At 58.4% G+C, this 20,825-nt stretch carries 23 protein-coding genes; 10 read left to right on the top strand and 13 right to left on the bottom strand.

Annotated elements, in window-relative coordinates:
- Positions 1 to 32 precede the first annotated feature (32 nt).
- The gene (locus tag CKW20_RS19000; protein ID WP_095054302.1) at positions 33 to 518 is read right to left on the bottom strand and encodes a GyrI-like domain-containing protein; all 486 of its coding nucleotides are present in this window, start codon (positions 516 to 518) and stop codon (positions 33 to 35) included.
- Positions 519 to 585: 67 nt separating this feature from the next.
- Positions 586 to 1,248 (bottom strand): LysE family translocator, encoded by a 663-nt coding sequence (locus CKW20_RS19005; protein ID WP_095054303.1) that lies wholly within the window; start codon positions 1,246 to 1,248, stop codon positions 586 to 588.
- A gap of 138 nt (positions 1,249 to 1,386) precedes the next feature.
- Here CKW20_RS19005 and alaC point away from each other — a divergent pair, with 138 nt between their 5' ends.
- Positions 1,387 to 2,604 carry an alanine transaminase gene (gene alaC / locus CKW20_RS19010; RefSeq protein ID WP_052964941.1) on the top strand — a complete coding sequence of 406 codons (1,218 nt, stop codon included), beginning with the start codon at positions 1,387 to 1,389 and terminating at the stop codon, positions 2,602 to 2,604.
- 87 nt (positions 2,605 to 2,691) lie between these two features.
- On the opposite strand, the gene CKW20_RS19015 is transcribed toward alaC, so the two are convergent.
- The gene (locus CKW20_RS19015; RefSeq protein WP_095054304.1) at positions 2,692 to 4,044 is read right to left on the bottom strand and encodes a GntP family permease; all 1,353 of its coding nucleotides are present in this window, start codon (positions 4,042 to 4,044) and stop codon (positions 2,692 to 2,694) included.
- A gap of 82 nt (positions 4,045 to 4,126) precedes the next feature.
- Positions 4,127 to 4,660, bottom strand: a complete 534-nt coding sequence (locus CKW20_RS19020; protein WP_095054305.1) for a gluconokinase — start codon at positions 4,658 to 4,660, stop codon at positions 4,127 to 4,129.
- Positions 4,661 to 4,875: 215 nt separating this feature from the next.
- Between CKW20_RS19020 and CKW20_RS19025 the strand changes: the two genes are divergently transcribed.
- The gene (locus tag CKW20_RS19025; protein ID WP_095054306.1) at positions 4,876 to 5,907 is read left to right on the top strand and encodes a LacI family DNA-binding transcriptional regulator; all 1,032 of its coding nucleotides are present in this window, start codon (positions 4,876 to 4,878) and stop codon (positions 5,905 to 5,907) included.
- A 67-nt stretch (positions 5,908 to 5,974) separates the two neighbouring features.
- Positions 5,975 to 6,607 (top strand): glutathione S-transferase family protein, encoded by a 633-nt coding sequence (locus CKW20_RS19030; RefSeq protein ID WP_095054307.1) that lies wholly within the window; start codon positions 5,975 to 5,977, stop codon positions 6,605 to 6,607.
- 1 nt (position 6,608) lies between these two features.
- On the opposite strand, the gene CKW20_RS19035 is transcribed toward CKW20_RS19030, so the two are convergent.
- The gene (locus tag CKW20_RS19035; protein ID WP_095054308.1) at positions 6,609 to 7,478 is read right to left on the bottom strand and encodes a LysR family transcriptional regulator; all 870 of its coding nucleotides are present in this window, start codon (positions 7,476 to 7,478) and stop codon (positions 6,609 to 6,611) included.
- A gap of 99 nt (positions 7,479 to 7,577) precedes the next feature.
- Here CKW20_RS19035 and gstA point away from each other — a divergent pair, with 99 nt between their 5' ends.
- Both gstA and CKW20_RS19045 read left to right on the top strand, forming a co-directional pair.
- On the top strand, positions 7,578 to 8,177 hold the full coding sequence (gene gstA, locus CKW20_RS19040; protein ID WP_095054309.1) for a glutathione transferase GstA: 600 nt from the start codon (positions 7,578 to 7,580) through the stop codon (positions 8,175 to 8,177).
- A 256-nt stretch (positions 8,178 to 8,433) separates the two neighbouring features.
- Positions 8,434 to 8,853 (top strand): GNAT family N-acetyltransferase, encoded by a 420-nt coding sequence (locus CKW20_RS19045; protein ID WP_095054310.1) that lies wholly within the window; start codon positions 8,434 to 8,436, stop codon positions 8,851 to 8,853.
- A 125-nt stretch (positions 8,854 to 8,978) separates the two neighbouring features.
- On the opposite strand, the gene def is transcribed toward CKW20_RS19045, so the two are convergent.
- From def to CKW20_RS19060, 3 genes are all read right to left on the bottom strand, one after another.
- On the bottom strand, positions 8,979 to 9,518 hold the full coding sequence (gene def, locus CKW20_RS19050) for a peptide deformylase (RefSeq protein ID WP_095054311.1): 540 nt from the start codon (positions 9,516 to 9,518) through the stop codon (positions 8,979 to 8,981).
- A complete protein-coding gene (locus CKW20_RS19055) occupies positions 9,515 to 10,459 on the bottom strand; it encodes a YihY/virulence factor BrkB family protein (protein WP_095054312.1) in 945 nt (314 codons plus the stop codon). The genes def and CKW20_RS19055 overlap by 4 nt, the downstream gene beginning before the upstream one ends.
- 170 nt (positions 10,460 to 10,629) lie before the next feature.
- On the bottom strand, positions 10,630 to 10,821 hold the full coding sequence (locus tag CKW20_RS19060; protein ID WP_095054313.1) for a CsbD family protein: 192 nt from the start codon (positions 10,819 to 10,821) through the stop codon (positions 10,630 to 10,632).
- A 191-nt stretch (positions 10,822 to 11,012) separates the two neighbouring features.
- Here CKW20_RS19060 and CKW20_RS19065 point away from each other — a divergent pair, with 191 nt between their 5' ends.
- Positions 11,013 to 11,390, top strand: coding sequence for a hypothetical protein (locus tag CKW20_RS19065; RefSeq protein ID WP_095054314.1), 378 nt, complete (start codon positions 11,013 to 11,015; stop codon positions 11,388 to 11,390).
- A gap of 89 nt (positions 11,391 to 11,479) precedes the next feature.
- Here CKW20_RS19065 and fadD1 read toward each other — a convergent pair whose 3' ends face one another.
- Positions 11,480 to 13,180 carry a long-chain-fatty-acid--CoA ligase FadD1 gene (gene fadD1, locus CKW20_RS19070; RefSeq protein ID WP_095054315.1) on the bottom strand — a complete coding sequence of 567 codons (1,701 nt, stop codon included), beginning with the start codon at positions 13,178 to 13,180 and terminating at the stop codon, positions 11,480 to 11,482.
- Between the two features lie 384 nt (positions 13,181 to 13,564).
- On the bottom strand, positions 13,565 to 15,253 hold the full coding sequence (gene fadD2 / locus CKW20_RS19075; RefSeq protein WP_095054316.1) for a long-chain-fatty-acid--CoA ligase FadD2: 1,689 nt from the start codon (positions 15,251 to 15,253) through the stop codon (positions 13,565 to 13,567).
- A 258-nt stretch (positions 15,254 to 15,511) separates the two neighbouring features.
- Between fadD2 and CKW20_RS19080 the strand changes: the two genes are divergently transcribed.
- Both CKW20_RS19080 and CKW20_RS19085 read left to right on the top strand, forming a co-directional pair.
- Positions 15,512 to 16,456, top strand: coding sequence for an alpha/beta hydrolase (locus CKW20_RS19080; RefSeq protein WP_095054317.1), 945 nt, complete (start codon positions 15,512 to 15,514; stop codon positions 16,454 to 16,456).
- A 42-nt stretch (positions 16,457 to 16,498) separates the two neighbouring features.
- Positions 16,499 to 16,969, top strand: coding sequence for a MaoC family dehydratase (locus tag CKW20_RS19085; RefSeq protein ID WP_007934748.1), 471 nt, complete (start codon positions 16,499 to 16,501; stop codon positions 16,967 to 16,969).
- A gap of 105 nt (positions 16,970 to 17,074) precedes the next feature.
- Here CKW20_RS19085 and CKW20_RS19090 read toward each other — a convergent pair whose 3' ends face one another.
- Positions 17,075 to 17,542, bottom strand: coding sequence for a PA2169 family four-helix-bundle protein (locus CKW20_RS19090; protein ID WP_095054318.1), 468 nt, complete (start codon positions 17,540 to 17,542; stop codon positions 17,075 to 17,077).
- Between the two features lie 204 nt (positions 17,543 to 17,746).
- Between CKW20_RS19090 and CKW20_RS19095 the strand changes: the two genes are divergently transcribed.
- Both CKW20_RS19095 and CKW20_RS19100 read left to right on the top strand, forming a co-directional pair.
- Positions 17,747 to 17,983, top strand: coding sequence for a DUF3820 family protein (locus tag CKW20_RS19095; RefSeq protein ID WP_017340422.1), 237 nt, complete (start codon positions 17,747 to 17,749; stop codon positions 17,981 to 17,983).
- 25 nt (positions 17,984 to 18,008) lie between these two features.
- Positions 18,009 to 19,190 (top strand): aminotransferase class V-fold PLP-dependent enzyme, encoded by a 1,182-nt coding sequence (locus CKW20_RS19100; protein ID WP_095054319.1) that lies wholly within the window; start codon positions 18,009 to 18,011, stop codon positions 19,188 to 19,190.
- 2 nt (positions 19,191 to 19,192) lie between these two features.
- On the opposite strand, the gene CKW20_RS19105 is transcribed toward CKW20_RS19100, so the two are convergent.
- Positions 19,193 to 19,918 carry an intradiol ring-cleavage dioxygenase gene (locus tag CKW20_RS19105; protein WP_095054320.1) on the bottom strand — a complete coding sequence of 242 codons (726 nt, stop codon included), beginning with the start codon at positions 19,916 to 19,918 and terminating at the stop codon, positions 19,193 to 19,195.
- A gap of 239 nt (positions 19,919 to 20,157) precedes the next feature.
- Positions 20,158 to 20,823, bottom strand: coding sequence for a bifunctional 4-hydroxy-2-oxoglutarate aldolase/2-dehydro-3-deoxy-phosphogluconate aldolase (locus CKW20_RS19110; protein ID WP_095054321.1), 666 nt, complete (start codon positions 20,821 to 20,823; stop codon positions 20,158 to 20,160).
- Between the last annotated feature and the right edge of the window lie 2 nt (positions 20,824 to 20,825).

Genomic DNA, 20,825 nt, shown 5'->3' on the forward strand with positions numbered 1-20,825 from the left:
GCGGATCACCGATCCGCCGCTCGACTCGCTCATTACGCTTTGAGCGGCAGCCAGATTTCCATCGTGCCGGTGTTGAGCTTCGGGTTGAAATCGTCGCTGTAGCGTTCGAACTCCGGAGCGTCCGCAGCTTCATGCCCGGACTTCGGCAACCAGGTTTTCCAGATGTATTGAAAGGTCTGGGGCAAGGTATCCAGCGAGCCCTGGTGTTCGAAAACTGCATACTTCTGAGGCTGAACTTCGATCCAGCGGTACTTCTCGGGCAGGTCGTCGAGCTTGCTGATTTCGACACCGGCGATGTATTCGAAACCACCCTTGCCATCCGGATTACAGCAGATGCCGTAGGTTACTTCGCTTTTCTGACCGGGAATTTTGCCAATCTCGGGAATGAATTTCTCCCAAAGGTCGGGGATTGCCTTGGTCGTATCCGCAGTAAATCGTCCACCAAGCCCCGCTATGAGCATGAAGTGCCCGTTTTCGAAGCGTGGCTCGGCCGTTTCGACGCCTGTTTGCTCATCCATGACTCAACTCCTGGTACTGAAAGGTGGGTTCGGCTGGGAGTATAGAAGCCAAACCCGATTCGCCCAATTACAGTGCGTGCAACTGTTCGATGGTGCTTGGACCGATGAACTCGTTATAACCCGATAGGATCACGTAGACCGCGAAATAGCAGAAGATCGCTGCCGATGCCATGTAGGAGTAACGCAGTAGTTTGTCGCCGAGCAATTTGCCGCCGTGGCTTGCAGCGAAGCACAGACCGACACACCAGAGCACCCCGGCGCACAAGAAACCGCCGAGAAACAACGCCGAGCTGATCGCACCACTGCCGCCGGAACGGGCGATCAGCGTGCCGCCCACCGCAGCAAACCAGAGAATTGCACTGGGCGATGACATGGCGAGAAAAATCCCGCGAAAAAACTCCTTGCGGTGGGAGTTATGACCGACTTCAGCGGTTTGCGCCAACAGCGCTTCATGGTGAATCGCCGAATAAATCATCTTCGCCGCGAAGTACACCAGCAATACCGACCCACCGATCCATAACACCCACCGCACGGTTTCGTACTGCAGCAATACGGTCATGCCGGCCAATGCCAGCACCGCGTAAATCAGGTCGCCGACACACGTCCCCAGGCCCAGGGCAAAGCCTTGAAAGTAGCCGCGCTGCATCGCCAGCGTGATCATCGCGATATTGGCCACGCCGATGTCCAGGCATAGCGAAAGGCTCAACAAGAAGCCACTGGTAAATTCCATCGACCATATCCTTGGGGAAAATTTATTGATGCGCAGGCTAGACAGTTTGCCACGACTGCCCTTACATTCCGCCACAGGCCACCGCAGTGGCCAGCGTCGCTCGGACGGTTCCGGGCGCTTACGTTATCCGAGGCAACAATGGCCGAACAAGGTTCGCCGCGCCGCTTTGCGCGCATAGATCGACTCCCTCCTTACGTTTTCAACATCACTGCCGAGCTGAAGATGGCCGCCCGTCGTCGTGGCGAAGACATCATCGACTTGAGCATGGGCAACCCCGACGGTGCTACGCCGCCGCACATTGTCGAAAAACTGGTCACCGTCGCCCAACGCGAAGACACCCACGGCTACTCCACATCCAAAGGGATTCCGCGCCTGCGCCGGGCGATTTCCAATTGGTACAAGGATCGCTATGAAGTTGATATCGACCCGGAAAGCGAAGCCATCGTCACCATCGGTTCCAAGGAAGGCCTGGCGCATTTGATGCTGGCCACCCTCGACCAGGGCGACACCGTGCTGGTGCCTAACCCGAGCTACCCCATTCACATCTACGGTGCCGTGATTGCCGGCGCCCAAGTGCGGTCGGTGCCGCTGATTCCTGGCGTGGACTTCTTCGCCGAGCTGGAACGGGCGATTCGCGGCTCGATCCCGAAACCGAAGATGATGATCCTCGGCTTCCCGTCCAACCCCACCGCCCAATGCGTGGAGCTGGATTTCTTCGAGCGGGTGATCGCCCTCGCCAAGCAGTACGATGTTTTGGTGGTGCACGACCTGGCCTACGCCGACATCGTCTACGATGGCTGGAAAGCCCCGTCGATCATGCAGGTGCCCGGCGCCAAGGACATCGCTGTGGAGTTTTTCACCTTGTCCAAGAGCTACAACATGGCTGGCTGGCGCATCGGTTTTATGGTCGGCAACCCGGAGCTGGTCAACGCCCTGGCGCGGATCAAGAGCTACCACGACTACGGCACGTTCACCCCGCTGCAAGTCGCGGCCATCGCGGCGCTGGAAGGCGATCAGCAGTGCGTCAAAGACATTGCCGATCAGTATCGGCAGCGGCGCAACGTGCTGGTCAAAGGCCTGCATGAACTGGGCTGGATGGTCGAAAACCCGAAAGCCTCGATGTATGTCTGGGCCAAGATTCCCGAGGCTTACGCACACATGGGCTCGCTGGAATTCGCCAAGAAACTGCTGGCCGAGGCCAAGGTTTGCGTCTCGCCGGGTGTGGGATTTGGCGAGTATGGGGATGATCATGTGCGCTTCGCGCTGATCGAAAACCAGGACCGGATTCGTCAGGCCGTGCGCGGGATTCGCGGGATGTTCCGTGCGGATGGCCTAGTGACCAAAACCAACGCCTGACATGATCGTTCCCACGCTCTGCGTGGGAACGATCATCACCCACAAAAAAACCGCATCGCTGCGGTTTTTTTGTGTTTGCCAATCGTGTCAGACGAACAACGACAACAGCAGGATAAAGCCCAGGCCTACCACCGACAGGATGGTTTCCATCGCGGTCCAGGTCTTGAAGGTTTCCGCCACGGTCATGTTGAAGTACTGCTTCACCAGCCAGAAACCAGCGTCGTTGACGTGAGACAGGATCAACGAACCGGCACCGGTGGCCAGCACCAGCAGCTCACGATTCACGCCCGGAATCATCCCCACCACCGGCACCACGATGCCTGCGCCAGTAATAGTCGCCACGGTTGCCGAACCGGTCGCGATACGGATCACCGCCGCCACCAGCCACGCCAGAAGGATTGGCGAGATCTGCGCTTCCACCGCCATGTTGCCGATGACATTACCCACACCGCTGGTCACCAGCATCTGTTTGAAGCCGCCACCGGCACCGATGATCAGGATGATCGCGGCGGTTGGTGCAAGGCTCGCGTCCAGCCATTTGAGCATCTGTTGCGAACCGATGCCCTGCTTGTAGCCGAAGGTGTACAGCGACAGCAGCAATGCCAGCAGCAGCGCCGAGATCGGGTGACCGATCAGGTCCATGAAGGTGCGGAAGAAGTTGCCGTCCGGCAGCGCCACATCGGCAAAGGTCTTGAGCAGCATCAGGAACACGGGCGACAGCACGGTGACCAAGGTAATGCCGAAGCTAGGCAGATCGCCTGCATCCTCATCGCGCACCAGTTGATCCACCAGTTCCTGATTCGGATGACCAGGAATGTGCTTGGCAATGAACGTACCGAAGATCGGGCCGGCAATAATGGCCGTTGGCAGCGCAACGATCAGGCCGTAAAGGATGGTTTTACCGATGTCGGCACCAAACACGCCGATGGCCAGCAACGGACCCGGGTGCGGCGGAACCAGACCGTGCACGGCGGACAGACCGGCCAGCAGCGGGATACCGATCTTGATGATCGACACGCCGGTGCGACGGGCGACGATGAACACCAGCGGGATCAGCAGCACGAAGCCGATTTCGAAGAACAGCGGGATGCCGACCAGGAAGGCCGCGAACATCATGGCCCACTGCACCTTGTCCTTACCGAAGGCTCGAATCAGGGTCTGGGCGATCTGGTCCGCCCCGCCCGACTCGGCCATCATTTTGCCGAGCATGGTGCCCAGCGCCAGAATGATCCCGACAAAACCGAGCACCCCACCGAAGCCGTCCTGGAACGCCTTGATAATGGTGCCGATCGGCATGCCGGAGGTCAGCCCGAGAAAGGCTGCGGCAATGATCAGGGCGATGAAGGGGTGAAACTTGAACTTGGTGATCAGGACGATAAGTCCGATCACCGTGACCACTGCATCAAGCAGCAGAAAGGTCTCGTGGGACATGCCAAACATAAGGGGGTGTCTCCTGTTTGTTGTTGTTATAAAAGCGATTATTCAAAAGCCGTCAGGACAGCGCTATCTCTTGGAGCAAAACTCAACTGGCGAGTTTCAAGCCATGATCGAGCCACCAACGGTGGGCCAGAGCGGCCAATTCATCGACACTGTGACTTGAAGCATCCAGAGCCAGGGTCAGGGGCTCACCAACGGGCGATTCAAGGGTTGCGAACTGGCTGTCGATCAAGGTCGATGGCATGAAGTGGCCCGGCCGATGAGACACACGATCGGCGGCGACTTCGGGGGTCAGCTCAAGGAAAACGAAGCCCAGGCCCGGCAAGGCACTGCGCAAGCGTTCGCGGTAACTGTGTTTGAGGGCCGAGCACGTCAGCACCGGGCGCTCGCCCTTGGCATCGATGCGGCGCAGTTCATCGCACAGGCTGTCGAGCCAGCCGGCACGGTCTTCATCGTTCAGGGGGATACCCGCGCTCATCTTTTCGATATTGGCAGCGGGGTGAAAAGTGTCGCCTTCAATGGCGGTCGCGCCGCTGAGCTGGCACAGGGCCTGGCTGACGCACGTCTTGCCGCAACCGGCAACGCCCATGATGACCAGGGCGGTGATGGGATGATTCATGTAACACCTCAGCGCGCAGACAGCGCTACCTTTGCTACGTAGGACTCAAGTGCAAAAGCAGAAGTTGCCGACGCCTTCTTGTCATTTTTGTGGGTTGCAGCATGTTCGTTCTCGATGCCAAAAAGCGAGGATCAGGCAAGACCCGCTCATGCATTTGCAGCCGCCTCGAGACAGCGCTACCTTAGTGCCTTGAATTTTGTTTGGCAAGCCGTCCGATGATTACCCCTAAAAACGATAAAAATACTCGCACCACTGGCCGCCCTACCCTCAACGAAGTCGCGCGCCTGGCCGGTGTCAGCCCGATTACCGCCTCCCGCGCCCTGCGCGGCGTGAGCACGGTGGCCACCGAACTGGTGGAAAAAGTCCAGAAGGCCGCCCTCGAACTGAACTACGTGGTCAACCCCGCAGCCCGTGCCCTGGCCTCGGCCCAGAGCCATTCCGTGGTGGTTTTGGTGCCGTCGCTGTCCAACCTGCTGTTCATCGACACGCTGGAAGCCATTCATCAGGTTTTGCGACCAAAGGGCTTCGAAGTGCTGATCGGTAACTTCCATTACTCGCGCGATGAAGAAGAAAACCTGCTGCGCAATTACATGGCCTATCAGCCTCGCGGCTTGTTGCTGACCGGTTTCGACCGCACCGAAAGTTCGCGGCGAATGATTGAGGCCAGCAACATTCCCAGCGTCTACATGATGGAACTGGACAGTGCAGCCGGGCTCAATTGCGTCGGTTTTTCTCAAGTCGCTGCCGGCGAAACCGCGGCTGAGCATTTGCTCTCCCGCGGTCGCAAACGCCTGGCCTACATCGGCGCGCAACTGGACCAGCGCACGCTGCTGCGTGGCGAAGGTTTCCGCCGCGCGCTGCAAAAGGCCGGCTTGTATGATCCAGCCCTGGAAGTGCTGACCCCGCGCGCCTCCTCCGTGGGGTTGGGTGGTGAACTGTTCCTGCAACTGCTCGCCAATCATCCCGACGTCGATGCGATCTTCTTCGGCAACGACGACCTGGCCCAGGGCGCATTGCTCGAAGCCCTGCGCTGTGGCATCAAGATCCCCGAACAGGTGGCGATCCTCGGCTTCAACGACCTGCCGGCCTCGGCCCACATGGTCCCGCGCCTGAGCAGCATCAGTACCCCACGCGAGGCCATTGGCCGTCGCTCCGCGGAACTGATGCTGACGTTGATGGCCGGCAATTCAGTGGCCAAACCGGTGCAGGATATGGGGTTTGAATTGAAGGTGCGCGAGAGCACCTGACGCACGACCATTCCCACGCTCCGCGTGCTAGATTCCCGATACCTGGAACAGCAAACGGAGAAGCTCAATGGGACATGCGCTGAAAATTTTGGGTCGAGCGTCGTCAATCAACGTCAGAAAAGTCCTTTGGGCCTGCGACGAACTGGGCGTTTCCTACGAACGCGAAGACTGGGGCAACGGTTTCGCATCGACCCAGAGCCCGGATTTTCTCCAGCTCAACCCCAACGCACAAGTGCCGGTGCTCATCGATGAAGCCGGCGTGCTGTGGGAGTCCAATACCATTTGCCGCTATCTGGCCGGTAAATATCAAAACACTGACCTGTTGCCCATCGAACCGGCAGCCCGCGCTCGCGTAGAGCAGTGGATGGACTGGCAAGCCACCGAACTCAATCCGTCCTGGGGCTATGCATTTTTTGCCTTGGTCAGGCAATCGCCGGACTTTCAGGATTCGCAACGGATTGCCGATGGCGTTCGTGGCTGGAACGCGAAAATGGGCATCCTCGAACAGCAACTCACGGCGACCGGCGCCTATGTCGCGGGGTCACACTTCACACTGGCCGATATCCTCATCGGGCTATCGGTCAACCGCTGGCGGATGACCCCGATGGAGCGCCCGGACTATCCCGCCGTCGACGCCTATTGCCAACGACTGGCGCTGCGGCCGGGGTTCATGGAACACGCCTGTAATGGCGTGCCTTGATTTAGCAAGTGAGCATACCCAACAACGCCCGTACCGCCGCCGAAGGTTCTTTGTCGGGTGCAACCACCAAGGCAAATTCGCGATTGATACGTGGCGTCACGGGCACTACCCGCAAGCCTTGGCGATGGGTCGGCAGGGTCATTTCCGGCACCAGGGTCACGCCGATGTTTTCCCGCACCAGGGTGAACGCACTGCTCCACTCCCGCACCTCGGCCCGCACATCCAACAGTTGCAGCCCGGCGTCGATGGTCAGGCTGCGGGCATTGGTCGAACAACCGCCCGTGGCCAACACAAAGGGTTGCTCCGCCAGTTCCGCCAGTGAGACGCCCTCCTCATTCGAGCGGCGCGCCAAGGGATGGCCACCGGGCAAAACCGCCACCCAGGCATCATGCCCCAAACGACCGGCACTACGCTCGGGGGTCGGGTTCAGTACCACACCGACATCCACCAGTCCGGCGCCGAGCAGGGTTTCCACTTCATCGTCGCTGACCTCCAGCGCCACCACTTGAATGCCGGGATACAGCCGATTGAACTGGCGCAGCAGCGGCGGCAGAAAGGTCGCCAGTACCATGGGAAAACTCGCCAGGCGAATCGTCCCGCGCTGGATATCCTTGGCGGCATCGACGGTACTGCGAATGTTCTCGAGAGCACCGAGCATGGTTCGCGCCTGTTCGATCACAGGCATGCCGATGGCAGTCGGCAGGGTCTGACGGTTTTCCCGGCTGAACAGCTGAACGCCCAGGGTTTCTTCGATCAGTGCCAGCGCCTGACTGGCACCGGACTGGGTCATTCCAACCCGCTCGGCGGCCCGGGTAATGTTGCCGGTATCGGCCACCGCCACCACCATTCGCCAGTGCATCAAATTCATCATGGCAGTAGCTTTCCTAATGGCAGTTTTCTGAAAGATTAATTTTACCGAGCGTGCTGCGCACTATGACACTGGCGCAAACCCGCAACCAGAGCCCTGCCCATGAAGTTGTATTACGCCCCGCAAGCCTGCTCATTGGCGCCGCACATTGTGCTGCGCGAACTGGATTTGCCGTTCGAGTTGGTCCGCGTCGACAACAGCACCAAACAAACCGTCACTGGCGAGGACTTCCTCGCCATCAACCCCAAAGGCTACGTCGCGGCGTTGCAGCTGGAAAACGGCGATGTGCTGACCGAAGGCCCGGCGATCCTGCAATACCTGGCGGATCTACGTTCAGAGGCGAACCTGGCACCGACAAACGGGACGTTCGAGCGGGTGCGTTTGCAGGAATGGCTGAATTTCGTTTCGACCGAGATTCATGGCGGGCTGGGTTGGCTGTTCAACTCACAGTTTCCGGATGATGTGAAAGCGCTCATCAAAGAGAAGCTGTTCAAGCGATTTGTCGTGTTGAGTCAGACGCTGGAGCGGCAGGATTATTTGATGGCTGGCGGATTCAGTATTGCTGATGCGTATCTGTTTACCGTGTTGCGCTGGACTCAGGTGTTTGGCATCGATTTGAATCAGTGGCCGGCGTTGATGCGGTTTCAGGTACGGATTGATCAGCGGCCAAGCGTGAAAGCGGCGTTGGCTGCGGAGGCATAAAAAAAAAGGAGCCCGAAGACTCGGGCTCCTTTTGACGCGGGATCAGTGGCCGAACACACCCACCTTCTTGGCTTTCTTGTCCGCACGCTTCTCAATCGCGGTTTTCGCCGGCTTTTTCTTCGCCGCTTTCTTTGAATCCATACCTTTGGACATGATACGTACTCCACTCAGACCGGATGTGAGATCAGGTATACACCTATCCCCGCGCGCGTGTTCTTTTATAATCACCCGCTTTGCATACCGACTGTCCGAGCCCATGCCCAACACCCAATACACCTTGCTCGACGAGCCGTTATGGCCGTTGATGAACAAGTTTTACCGCGCCCACCAATCGTCGATGAAAGCTGTGCGCGATGCTCAATTGTGGGTGGCGCGCCGCGAGGAGATTGTCGCCGCACTGTGCCTGCGTCCGGTATCTGGCGGGCATTGGCTGACGGGGCTGTTTGTCGATCCGGCGTGCCGTGAACAGGGTGTCGCTGCAGCGTTGATCGCTGAAGCGGTGAAGCGTTTGGAAGCGCCGGTGTGGTTGTTCTGCCATCCGGATTTACGCGGCTTTTATGAGCGCCGCGGTTTTACGTTCGACCCACCCCTGCCCTACGCCATGGCTGAACGTTTGAGCCGTTATGCGCGCAGCAAGCCGATGATTGCCATGGGGCTGGAACCGCGTTCTGCCTGAACAACAGAGATCCTGTAGGAGCGGGCTTGCCCGCGATAGCAATCTGTCTGACAGCAATGATGCTGGATGTGCCGGCCTCTTCGCGGGCAAGCCCGCTCCCACAGTGTTCGGCGGTGACGCAAAGATCAGTCGTCCACTGTGGGATCGAGGTCCGGAAACATCACCTCGGTAAATCCGAATTTGCTGAAATCATTGATGCGCGACGGGTATAACCGGCCGATCAGGTGATCGCATTCATGCTGCACCACCCGCGCATGGAATCCCGAGGCAATGCGCACGATCGGCTCGCCCTTGGGATCGAAACCTTCATAGCGAATCTGCTGATAGCGATCTACCGCACCACGCAGGCCCGGCACCGACAGGCAGCCTTCAAAACCCTCTTCGAGGGTCGGGCTCAAGGGCGTGATCAGCGGATTGATCAGAATCGTCTGCGGCACCGCTTCGGCGTCCGGATAGCGTTCGCTGTGTTCGAAACCAAAGATCACCAGTTGCAGGTCGACACCGATCTGCGGCGCGGCCAGACCAACTCCGCCGACGCTTTCCATGGTCTGGAACATGTCGTCGATCAGTTGCCACAACTCAGGGCTGTCGAACATTTCTGCCGGCACCGGCGGGGCAATGCGCAGCAGGCGCTCATCGCCCATTTTCAGAATTTCACGGATCATTTTATGGCTTCGTCAGTGGTCGGTTTGATCGAGTGGTCCCGTCCCAGTCCTGAAACGTGGTGTTTGGGTTCTTCGGGCACCTGTTCGCCAGGATGCTTGCCTTCGGATGACATGTGCTCGATCACCGCGTTCATTTCCGCGCCGAGCAACAGCACCGCGGCGGAAATATAGAAGTACAGCAACAACACGATGATCGCGCCGATACTGCCATACATGGCGTTGTAGTTGGCGAAGGCTTTGACATAAAGACCGAAGCCCAGCGAAGCGACGATCCAGACCACCACGGCCAGCACCGAACCCGGGGTGATGAAGCGAAACTCTTGCCTGACGTCGGGCATGACGTAGTAAATCAGCGCCACCGCCATCATCAGCAAAATCACGATCACCGGCCAGCGCACAATGGTCCAGACGGTCACGATGAAATCTTCGAGGCCGACTTGCGCGGCGATCCAGCCCATCACCTGCGGCCCGAGCACCATCAGCGCGGCGGCGATCAGCAGCATGCCGGCGATACCGATGGTGTAGAAAATCGACAGAGGAAAACGCTTCCAGACCGGACGGCCTTCGACCACGTCATATGCGGCATTCATAGCGCTCATCATCAACCGCACACCGGCGGACGCGGTCCACAGGGCGATCACGATACCTACCGACAATAACCCCCCCTTGGATTGCTGGAGCTGGTCGATCACCGGGTTCACCTGCTCCAGCGCTTGGGGCGGCAAAACCAGTTCTGATTGCAGGCGCAGCCAGGAAAAGAAATCCGGCAAGTGCAGAAAGCCGATCAGGGCGATCAGGAACAGAATGAAAGGGAATAGCGAGAACAGCATCTGATAGGCCAGCGCCGAGGCATAGGTCGACATCTCGTCGGCGACAAACTCGGTGACCGTGCGCATCATCACCCGATGCAGGGGCAAACCTTTCATGGTCGGAAAAAACATTAGCGTCTCCTTTCGCCGCAAAAAGGTTGAAGACAAGGCGACTCAGGGGCCGTTTTCTACAACAAAGTAGCCTACTTGGCGACTTTGAAACAATTTCCTTGCTCAAGTTCAAGCTGACACAGAAACGGCCATCCGCGGATGGCCGTTTCTATTACTCGTCAAAGCCCGGGTTACGCCTTGTCGATACCTTTTTTAAGAGCATCCTTGGCTTTGCCGATCGCTTGCTGGGTTTCGCCTTTCCTCTCCTGCGCCACGCCTTCGGAGCGCAGTCTTTCGTTGCCGGTGGCCTTGCCGACGCCTTGCTTGACGTTGCCGGCCGCTTCGTTTGCCATGCCTTTAACTTTATCGCCTGTGCTGCTCATGGTATTTCTCCTGTGAACATTTCAACGGGAAAAGTGGTTACACAAGGATTGACCGAGGGCCTTTGCGCGGAGTTTCATTTATTTATTAACCGGACATTTCGCAGATCAGGCTTTATGTTTGCAGGCTTTGCCCCGAGAATGCGCAACGTATTCAGGCCATGGCGCTGAAGATCCAATCCCGTAGGAACGTTATGAAACTCGATAAAAAGCTGGCCATTGCCCGCAGAAACCAGGAACTCGGCGGTGCTGTGCTTGGCGTCAACAACTGCCATTTCACCGAATTGAACCGCAACCGCAATATCTTCTGGTTCGATATTCCGGTCGCGCGCCTGGCCGTTGGTCAGTACGAATGGATTCACTTGCTGATGCACACCCCGGATACCGACGAACTGCTGCACCTGAAAGTGCCGACGGTGTTCCTGCGCGAGAAACTCGAAGGCCTGGTGGTGCGCAACCAAGGCAAGCGCAAGGCAGCCCTGAGTCTGGAACTGAGCGCCGACAAGGACTCCTACCTGCAGGACATGCGCCCGGCCGGTACCAACGTTGATTTCGCGCAGTTCCGGCAGTAACCCCCCGTTGATCGTTACCACGCAGAGCGTGGGAACGATCAGTCCTGGCAAGAAACCAAAAGCCCCGCATCTGCGGGGCTTTTGTTTGACTAGGCGCTGACTTTCTTCACGCCCAGTTTCTTCAACTCTTCGTCACGCAGTTCGCGGCGCAGGATCTTGCCGACGTTGGTGGTCGGCAGCGCGTTGCGGAACTCCACGGCTTTGGGCACTTTGTAGCCGGTAACGTTGGCGCGCATGTGCTCCATCACCTGTTCCTTGGTCAGGGTCACACCCGGTTTGGCGACGATGAAGATCTTGATCGCCTCGCCGGACTTCTCGTCCGGTATACCGATGGCCGCGCATTGCAGCACGCCCGGCAGGGTCGCCAGCACGTCTTCAAGCTCATTGGGGTACACGTTGAAACCGGAGACCAGGATCATGTCTTTCTTGCGATCGACAATGCGCATGTAACCGTCTGGCTGGATCAGCGCGATGTCACCGGTTTTCAACCAGCCTTCGCTGTTGAGTATTTCATCGGTGGCGTCCTGACGCTGCCAGTAACCCTTCATGACTTGCGGACCTTTCACACACAGTTCACCGATAGCGCCCAACGGCTGTTCAACACCGGCATCATCGATGATTTTGCACAGGGTCGATGGCACTGGAATACCGATGGTGCCGATCTGGATGTTCTGGCTCGGGTTCACCGTGGCCACCGGGCTGGTTTCGGTCATGCCGTAACCTTCGCAGATCGGGCAACCGGTGACCGCTTTCCAGCGCTCGGCCGCGGCCAGTTGCAAGGCCATGCCGCCGGACAGGGTGATTTTCAGACTGGAGAAATCCAGCTTGCGGAACGCTTCGTTGTTGCACAGCGCGACGAACAGCGTGTTCAGGCCGACGAAGCCGCTGAACTTCCACTTCGACAGTTCCTTGACCATCGCCGTCAGGTCGCGCGGGTTGCTGATCAGGATATTGTGGTTGCCGATCAGCATCATCGCCATGCAATGAAAGGTGAAAGCATAGATGTGGTACAGCGGCAGCGGCGTGATCAGAACCTCACAACCTTCGTTAAGGTTGGAGCCCATCAGCGCCTTGCACTGCAGCATGTTCGCCACCAGGTTGCGGTGGGTCAGCATTGCGCCCTTGGCCACGCCGGTAGTGCCGCCGGTGTATTGCAGCACGGCAACGTCGCTGCTGGCGGGGTTGGCTTCAGCCACTGGCTGACCATGGCCCTTGCTCAGCACGTCATTGAATTTGATGGCCTTGGGCAAGTGATACGCCGGGACCATTTTCTTCACGTACTTGATGACACTGTTGACCAGCAGACGCTTGAGCGGCGGCAGCAGGTCGGCCACCTCAGTGACGATCACGTGCTTGACGCCGGTTTTCGGCACGACGGCCTCGGCCAGATGCGCCATGTTGGCCAGGCAGACCAAAGCCTTGGCACCGGAATCGTTGAATTGGTGTTCCATCTCCCGCGCGGTGTACAGCGGGTTGGTGTTGACCACGATCAGCCCGGCGCGGATCGCACCGAAGACGGCGATCGGGTACTGCAACACATTGGGCAGTTGCACGGCGATTCGATCACCGGGTTGCAAATCGGTATGCTGTTGCAGGTAAGCGGCAAAGGCACCGGACAATTCGTACAGCTCACCGTAGGTGATTGTCTTGCCCAGGTTGCTGAATGCCGGTTTGTCAGCGAAGCGTTGGCAGGATTGCTTCAACACTGCCTGAATATTCGGATACTCGTCTGGATTGATCTCGGCAGCAATTCCAGCTGGGTACTTATCCTTCCAAAAGTCTTCGATCATGGAAGCCCACTCCTCAGCAACGCGAATTCAAATACCGCATTTGATGCGATTATTATTGATGTTTGATTATTGGTGAGTCTGGCTTTTTTCAAGGCCGAGAAGTCACAAAGCGCGCCGAGAGTAGCAGCTTTGCCAAGGGGCTACCAGAGCCTAAATCGGCCTCTGCGGTCACATTTATGACTCTTGAATATTCAATAGTCACTTTTAGAGCAAAAATTCTATAGAGCCTTGGAAGCCCCTGGAACCGGGGTTTCTGCCTCTTAAAAGCTTCGCGGGCAAGCCTCGCTCCTACAGGGTTCGCGTCGTTCACTGCTATGTGAACAGCACTGGACCTGTAGGAGCGAGGCTTGCCCGCGAACCGTGCGAAGCGCGGCCATTCAGCGATCAGGCGATCTCTCGCAACTCCCGCCGCAGAATCTTGCCCACAGGCGTCATCGGCAATGACTCACGCAAGACAATGTGCTTGGGCACTTTGTACGCCGTGAAGTTTTCCTTGCAGTAAGCCTTCAGCTCTTCAAGGCTGACCCCGGATTCGCGGGCCACCACAAACAACTTCACCGCCTCCCCCGAACGCTCGTCCGGCACGCCGATCACCGCGCAGTTGGCGACTTTCGGGTGGGCCATCACCACGTCTTCGATTTCGTTCGGGTACACGTTGAAGCCCGAAACGATGATCATGTCTTTTTTACGATCGACGATGCGTACGAAACCGTCCGGGTCGATCACCGCAATGTCGCCCGACTTGAACCAGCCGTCGGCGTCCAGCACTTCGGCGGTGGCTTCGGGCTTCTGCCAGTAGCCCTTCATGATCTGCGGACCCTTGATGCACAGTTCGCCACGCTCGCCCAGCGGCTGCTCGACACCTTCATCGTTGATCACTTTCAGGGTGGTGCCCGGTACCGGCAGGCCGACCGTGCCGATGCGCGACTTGTCGCCATAGGGGTTGGTGCAGGCCACCGGCGAGGTTTCGGTCAGGCCGTAACCCTCGGTGATCCGGCAGCCGGTGAGCTGTTGCCAGCGCTCGGCTGTGGCCTTGACCAGCGCAGTGCCACCGGAGTTGGTGAGTTTGAGACTGGAAAAATCCAGGGTCTTGAAGTCCGGATGGTCCATCAGCGCGACGAACAGTGTGTTGAGCCCCAGAAGCATCGAGAACCGCCAGTTCTTCAGCTCTTTGATGAAGGCGCCAATGTCCCGTGGATTGGTGATCAATACGTTGTGGTTGCCGGTCACCATCATGCACATGCAATTCGCCGTGAATGCATAGATGTGATACAGCGGCAGCGGCGCGATCATCACTTCCTGCCCTTCGCGCAGCAGCGGCTGACCGTCGGGACCAAATTGCCCCAGGCAGGCACGCACTTGCTGCATGTTCGCCACCAGGTTGCCGTGGGTCAGCATGGCGCCCTTGGCCAGCCCGGTGGTGCCGCCGGTGTATTGCAGCACGGCGATGTCATCGAGGCCGACGTTCAATGGTTTGATGCCCAGGCCCCGGCCCAGACGTAGCGCGCTCTTGAAGGAAATAGCCTGCGGCAACGAATACGCCGGGACCATTTTCTTGACCTTGTCGACCACGGTATTGATCAGCCAGCCCTTGGCAGTGGGCATCAGGTCGCCCATCTTCGTTTCGATCAGGTACTGGATGTCGGTATCGGGCAGCACTTCCTGGACCTTCTGTCCGAACACGTTCAGGTAGACCAGCGCCCGGGCACCGGAGTCCTTGAACTGATGACGCATCTCCCGCGCGGTGTACAACGGGTTGGTGTTGACCACGATCAGCCCGGCGCGCAAGGCACCGAACACGGCAATCGGGTAATGCAGGACATTGGGCATCTGCACCGCAATGCGATCCCCCGGCACCAGGTCGGTATGGGCTTGCAGGTAACCGGCGAACGCGGCGCTGTAGCGTTCCAGTTCGGCGTAGGTCAGGGTCACGCCCATGTTGCTGAACGCCGGGCGATCAGCAAATTTCTTGCAGGAACGCTCGAACACCTCGAGCACCGACTTATAAGTTCCAAGGTCAATATCCAGGGGCACGCCGGCCGGGCGTTTGTCATTCCAGAAATCAGGTTGCATTATTCTTGTCCTCTTTACCTGAGCCATCCGGGGCCGCTTTTCTGTTCTTCTCTCTCATTCCATAAAAAGCAGGAAGCGAAAAACGGTGCTTCCCGGACACTAGCAGCTATGGTGAATCAGGCAAATATGCGCACGGGCGTCATAGATCGCGTGAATCTTGCTGCCCCGCCGTGGCCTGATCAGACGGCACGCGAAGGATGCGCTATACAATGCAGCGGGGCTGTTTCCCACCCGGCAGCTCAACGCAAAGGAACCGCCATGATCCACGACACTTTCTGGCTGACCGCGAGTGACCGCAGCCGCCTTTTCGTCAACCAGTGGCTGCCGTCCGCGCCGCTCAAGGCGGTGATCCTGCTGGCCCATGGCATGGCAGAACACAGCGGTCGCTACGCCCGTCTGGCGCAAGCATGCTGTGATCAGGATTACGGCGTTTATGCGCCGGACCTGCGTGGACATGGCAAAACTGCCGAAAACGGTACGCTGGGCCATTTCGCCGATGACGATGGCTGGTGCAAAGTGGTCGGCGACCTGGCCAGCCTTAACCAACACATCGGCCAACAGCATCCCGGCGTGCCGATCGTGTTGCTGGGCCACAGCATGGGCAGCTACATCGCCCAGGCTTATTTGCTGCACCACAGCGCCAGCCTGCACGGGGCGATTCTCAGCGGCTCAAACTTCCAGCCCGTGGCGCTCTATCGCGCCGCGCGACAGATTGCTCGCCTCGAACGCCTGCGTCAGGGCCCCAAGGGGCGCAGCGCGCTGATCGAATGGCTGTCATTCGGCTCGTTCAACAAGAAGTTCAAACCGGCACGCACGCCGTTCGATTGGCTGAGCCGCGACCCGGCCGAAGTCGACAAATACGCCAATGACCCGCTCTGTGGCTTTCGCTGCACCAATCAACTGTGGATCGACTTGCTCGGCGGCTTGCAGCAGATCAGCAAAGCGTCCAATCTCGCCCAGATCGATCCGGGCCTGCCGCTGCTGGTGATTGGCGGCGAATGTGATCCGGTGAGCGAAGGCAAACGTCTGAAAGATCTGGCCCACGCCCTGCGCGACGCTGGCTGCCAGAGCCTGCAGCTGACGATTTACCCGCAGGCTCGGCATGAACTGTTCAACGAGAGCAACCGCGACGAAGTGACGGCCGATGTGCTGAACTGGATCGCTCAGGCCTTGAGCGCTCGCCGGCCACCCAGAACCGAATAGTTTTTTTGTGTGTTTTTTAATTCGTCACAGGAATCGAGACAGATGACCCAGGTTACCAACACCCCTTACGAAGCCCTCGAAATCGGCCAGACCGCCAGCTATAGCAAGACCGTCGAAGAGCGCGACATTCAGTTGTTCGCCGCGATGTCCGGCGACCACAACCCGGTGCACCTGGACGCCGAATTCGCCGCCGCCAGCATGTTCAAGGAGCGTATCGCCCACGGCATGTTCAGCGGCGCGTTGATCAGCGCGGCGGTGGCTTGCGAGTTGCCTGGGCCGGGGACTATTTATATCGGTCAGACGATGAGCTTTCAGAAACCGGTGAAAATTGGCGACACCCTGACCGTACGCCTGGAGATTCTCGAAAAACTGCCGAAGTTTCGTGTGCGTATCGCCACGCGGGTGTTCAACCAGCGCGACGAGTTGGTGGTGGACGGCGAGGCGGAGATTCTGGCGCCGCGCAAGCAACAGACCGTGACATTGCCGACGTTGCCGGCGATCAGCATCGGCTGATTCCAAGCTCCCTCGCCACAGCAAGCCCATCCTGACCACAGTTGGGCAATCCCGAACACAAAAAAAACGCCAGATTAACTGGCGTTTTTGACAGACAACGAACGCTTACGAGCGTGCGCGAGCCTGATTACGTAGCGCTTTCACCTGATCGTGGTTGCGTTGCACGCCGTGATACTGGCGTTCAACGATGTCACGAATGCTCACCAGATTGTTCTTGTTGATTTTTTCCAGTGCTTCCCTGTAAGACTTCAGCGCATGGTCTTCACCGCGTTCGGCCTCGTTCAGCACCGCCTCTTCATCCTTGCCGGTGAACATCGCCTTCACGTCGACCCACCGACGATGCATATCGCCGCTGACACTGGTGGAAGTTTCCGGATCACCGCCCAGGGAACGCACAGTCGCCTGCAGTTCAGCAGCGGCAGAGGCGCAGTCGGCGGAGCGCTGAATGAACAGGGTTTTGATTTCTGGATTTTTGAGGTCTTCAGCGCAAGTCTTGAACCCTTCCTGACCGTCTTTACAGGTTTCAATCAGGTCGTTGAGTACAGAGATCGCTTCTTTATTAATGTCGGTCATTTTTCAATTCCTTGCGGTTGATGAAAGATGCAATGAGTAGTTGCACCCTGCATGCCAGCTTTGAATTGACGTATTTTTACTTATATTTCAATCAGTTGGCGTTTAAGGCGAAATCTGTATCCGCTTTTTTTGCATGATCTGTCATTTGGCCTGCATGCAGAATGCCTGTATTTTCCAGACTGTTTTGAATCAAGACGACCGACGATGAATCCCGAAAAGCTCGAACTGCTGATTACCCGCCAAATGCCCTTCGGCAAATACAAGGGCCGCATCATCGCTGACCTGCCCGGCCAGTACCTGAACTGGTTCGCTCGCGAAGGTTTCCCCCATGGTGAACTCGGCGGTTTGCTGGCCTTGATGCAGGAAATCGACCATAACGGCTTGTCGGAGCTGCTCGAACCGCTGCGCGCCAAACACGGCAAACCCGCCCCTCGCCACTGATCCGCCCTACCTTACCGAGTTGCTCATGCCCGATAACACCCGCCGTTCCCGCGATGAAGCCTTTTGGCTGACCTTTGCCGACCGCTATGCTGTCGAGCCCGGCCCTCTGAACCTGGAGAACGGTTACTTCGGGCGCATGTCGCGCACCGTGGTCGAGGAGTATCAGCGCAACATCGAACTGATCAACCGCGGCAACTCGGTGCATGTGCGCCAGCGCTTCGAACAGGGCGAAAGCGTCAAGATTCGTGGGCAGCTGGCCGAGCTGATCGGTGCCCCCGCCGAAGCCGTCGCCCTCACCCGTAACGCCTCGGACGGCCTGCAATCGCTGATCCGCAACTACAACCGCCTGGAACCGGGCGATCAGGTGCTGATAGGCGATCTGGAGTACGACACGGTCAAGAGCGCGATGCGTTGGCTGACCCGCTATCGAGGCGTGGAAGTGATCGAGATCGAACACCGCCACCCCGCGAGTTTCGATAGTTTACTGGCCACTTACCGCGAAGCTTTCATGCGTTATCCGCGTCTGAAGTTGATGGCCCTGACCCACGTCACCCATCGCACCGGGTTGGTGATGCCAGTACAGGCGATTGCCGCTGCCGCCAGGGAATACGGCATCGACGTGATCCTCGACGGCGCCCATGCCCTCGGCCAGATCGAGTTCAATCTCGATGAGCTGGGCATCGCCTTTGCCGGCTACAACCTGCACAAATGGATCGGTGCGCCGCTGACCCTCGGTTTCATTTACATTGCGCCCGAGCGCTTGGCCGATATCGACCCGGACATGGGCGAGATGCATTTCCCGGTCACCGACATTCGCGCCCGCACGCCCTACAGCACGCCCAATATTCCGGCCCTGCTGACCCTGCCGCTGGTGTTCGAAGAACATCGCGCCATGGGCGGTTCCGTCGCCAAGGGCATGCGGCTCAATTACCTGCGCAACCGATGGGTCAATGCCGTTCGGGCGTTACCGGGGATCGAAGTCATGACCCCGGATGACCCGCGCCTGTATTGCGGCATCACCTCGATGCGCTTTACCCGACATGCCGACCAACAGGCGATGGTCGAGCGACTACTCAACGACTACAACCTGTTTACCGTGACACGCAGCGGCGCAGCGTGTGGCCCGTGCATCCGCATTACGCCGGGGCTCACCACCACCGCAGCGGACATGGATCTGCTGGCCCGGGCGCTGAGCGAACTGTGCTGACGTCACACGGTGTACTTGTCGAAGTCCTCGGGCTTGATTTGCGATGACACCGCAAACGTGTCGACACCGATGGTCATGTGCCCGAAAAAGCCGTCTTCATTCGAGTCTCGACCGATGGCGTGAACGTTCAGGGTCGAGGCTTCACCCCCCATGGTTTCATAGAAAAAATCTTGATCGTTGGTCAGCGGTGAGACGGCTCGACCACTGTACTCACGGGCGTTAAGCACCGACCTTGATGCGATCTCGGGAAAATAAAGCTGCCCGACCCAAGCGACATGTCGCTCTTCCAGATAGTTGTTGCCGGCCGTGATACGGACAGCGACGTGGATGTGCACGGCGCGTCCGGCGTAATACCCCGGATAAATGGTGGTAAAACGCACGATGCCTTTTTTGTCCGTGAATTGCCCGCCGCGCAGGTAAGTGTCGTCATCGGTACGCGGGATCGAGCCGATATCACCGACGTCGACCTCCTTGTCCGGGTCGACCTTGCTCCAGCCCGAATACGCCCCGCGCGCGTTGCAATGCCAGATATCGACCACCGCCCCCGTGACCGGTTGATCGGTCATCGCATCGACGATCGTCAGCCGCAGCACCAAGGGGATGCCATCCATGCCTTCGCTGATGTTTCGCCTGATCAGTTTCGGGTTTCGAAAATACGGGCCGGCGATCTGTTCGGGTGACAGTTGGCACACCGGTGGTGGGGATGTAATTGCAGTGTTGTCGTCCATGACGTTCTCTCTTCCATAAGATGAACGCAGGTTAACGCTGGACGAGCGGCGAGATGCGGTAACTATGTATCGCCTGATGTCGATCTAACCTCTGCAAAAAGGCTGCTTTCGCCAGCTGCTACAAAACGCGAGTCGACAGTCATAAGGGTTTTATTTCAGGCAAAAAAAACGGTGCACCGACCAAGTGCACCGTAAAGCCGTAGAACACACAACGAAGTGTTTGGTAAAAATCCGGTGAATCAGTCCAGCAGGGCCAATGCCTCGGCGGTGCACTCCTGGATGCGGGCCCAGTCGCCGTTCTTGATCCACTCGGGGTCAAGCATCCAGCTACCGCCCACGCACATCACGTTTTTCAACGCCATGTAGCTCTTGATGTTGGCCGGGCTGACGCCGCCGGTCGGGCAGAATTTTACTTCGCCGAACGGGCCGCCCAGCGCCTTGATGGCCGCGACGCCGCCACTGACTTCCGCCGGGAACAGCTTGAAGCGGCGATAACCCAGGCTATAGCCTTCCATGATGCCGGAGGCGTTGCTGATGCCCGGCAACAGCGGGATCGGGCTGCCGACACTGGCTTCAAGCAGGTCACGGGTGATGCCCGGCGTCACGATGAATTGCGAACCGGCCGCTTCAGCCGCGGCCAGCATGCTGCGATCAAGCACGGTGCCGGCACCGGTCACCAGTTCCGGACGCTGCTCGCGCAGGATCTGGATCGCCCTGAGACCGAACTGCGAACGCAGGGTCACTTCCAGCGCCGTCAGGCCACCGGCCGCCAGGGCGTCGGCCAATGGCAGCACGTCCTGTTCACGAGCGATGGTGATCACCGGCAGGATCCGCGCCTTGGCGCAGAGGCTGTCGATCAGGGCAACTTTGTCCGCCATGGAAACGGTCGGGGATGTGTTTGTCATAG

This window comes from Pseudomonas sp. Irchel s3b2 (assembly GCF_900187445.1).
Taxonomy (GTDB): domain Bacteria; phylum Pseudomonadota; class Gammaproteobacteria; order Pseudomonadales; family Pseudomonadaceae; genus Aquipseudomonas.

What these genes read in the sequence shown, in the direction of transcription:
- CKW20_RS19000 (WP_095054302.1), bottom strand. Translation starts at nt 518, where the DNA reads ATGGATGAGCAAACAGGCGTCGAAACGGCCGAGCCACGCTTCGAAAAC.
- CKW20_RS19005 (WP_095054303.1), bottom strand. Translation starts at nt 1,248, where the DNA reads ATGGAATTTACCAGTGGCTTCTTGTTGAGCCTTTCGCTATGCCTGGAC.
- alaC (WP_052964941.1), top strand. Translation starts at nt 1,387, where the DNA reads ATGGCCGAACAAGGTTCGCCGCGCCGCTTTGCGCGCATAGATCGACTC.
- CKW20_RS19015 (WP_095054304.1), bottom strand. Translation starts at nt 4,044, where the DNA reads ATGTTTGGCATGTCCCACGAGACCTTTCTGCTGCTTGATGCAGTGGTC.
- CKW20_RS19020 (WP_095054305.1), bottom strand. Translation starts at nt 4,660, where the DNA reads ATGAATCATCCCATCACCGCCCTGGTCATCATGGGCGTTGCCGGTTGC.
- CKW20_RS19025 (WP_095054306.1), top strand. Translation starts at nt 4,876, where the DNA reads ATGATTACCCCTAAAAACGATAAAAATACTCGCACCACTGGCCGCCCT.
- CKW20_RS19030 (WP_095054307.1), top strand. Translation starts at nt 5,975, where the DNA reads ATGGGACATGCGCTGAAAATTTTGGGTCGAGCGTCGTCAATCAACGTC.
- CKW20_RS19035 (WP_095054308.1), bottom strand. Translation starts at nt 7,478, where the DNA reads ATGATGAATTTGATGCACTGGCGAATGGTGGTGGCGGTGGCCGATACC.
- gstA (WP_095054309.1), top strand. Translation starts at nt 7,578, where the DNA reads ATGAAGTTGTATTACGCCCCGCAAGCCTGCTCATTGGCGCCGCACATT.
- CKW20_RS19045 (WP_095054310.1), top strand. Translation starts at nt 8,434, where the DNA reads ATGCCCAACACCCAATACACCTTGCTCGACGAGCCGTTATGGCCGTTG.
- def (WP_095054311.1), bottom strand. Translation starts at nt 9,518, where the DNA reads ATGATCCGTGAAATTCTGAAAATGGGCGATGAGCGCCTGCTGCGCATT.
- CKW20_RS19055 (WP_095054312.1), bottom strand. Translation starts at nt 10,459, where the DNA reads ATGTTTTTTCCGACCATGAAAGGTTTGCCCCTGCATCGGGTGATGATG.
- CKW20_RS19060 (WP_095054313.1), bottom strand. Translation starts at nt 10,821, where the DNA reads ATGAGCAGCACAGGCGATAAAGTTAAAGGCATGGCAAACGAAGCGGCC.
- CKW20_RS19065 (WP_095054314.1), top strand. Translation starts at nt 11,013, where the DNA reads ATGAAACTCGATAAAAAGCTGGCCATTGCCCGCAGAAACCAGGAACTC.
- fadD1 (WP_095054315.1), bottom strand. Translation starts at nt 13,180, where the DNA reads ATGATCGAAGACTTTTGGAAGGATAAGTACCCAGCTGGAATTGCTGCC.
- fadD2 (WP_095054316.1), bottom strand. Translation starts at nt 15,253, where the DNA reads ATGCAACCTGATTTCTGGAATGACAAACGCCCGGCCGGCGTGCCCCTG.
- CKW20_RS19080 (WP_095054317.1), top strand. Translation starts at nt 15,512, where the DNA reads ATGATCCACGACACTTTCTGGCTGACCGCGAGTGACCGCAGCCGCCTT.
- CKW20_RS19085 (WP_007934748.1), top strand. Translation starts at nt 16,499, where the DNA reads ATGACCCAGGTTACCAACACCCCTTACGAAGCCCTCGAAATCGGCCAG.
- CKW20_RS19090 (WP_095054318.1), bottom strand. Translation starts at nt 17,542, where the DNA reads ATGACCGACATTAATAAAGAAGCGATCTCTGTACTCAACGACCTGATT.
- CKW20_RS19095 (WP_017340422.1), top strand. Translation starts at nt 17,747, where the DNA reads ATGAATCCCGAAAAGCTCGAACTGCTGATTACCCGCCAAATGCCCTTC.
- CKW20_RS19100 (WP_095054319.1), top strand. Translation starts at nt 18,009, where the DNA reads ATGCCCGATAACACCCGCCGTTCCCGCGATGAAGCCTTTTGGCTGACC.
- CKW20_RS19105 (WP_095054320.1), bottom strand. Translation starts at nt 19,918, where the DNA reads ATGGACGACAACACTGCAATTACATCCCCACCACCGGTGTGCCAACTG.
- CKW20_RS19110 (WP_095054321.1), bottom strand. Translation starts at nt 20,823, where the DNA reads ATGACAAACACATCCCCGACCGTTTCCATGGCGGACAAAGTTGCCCTG.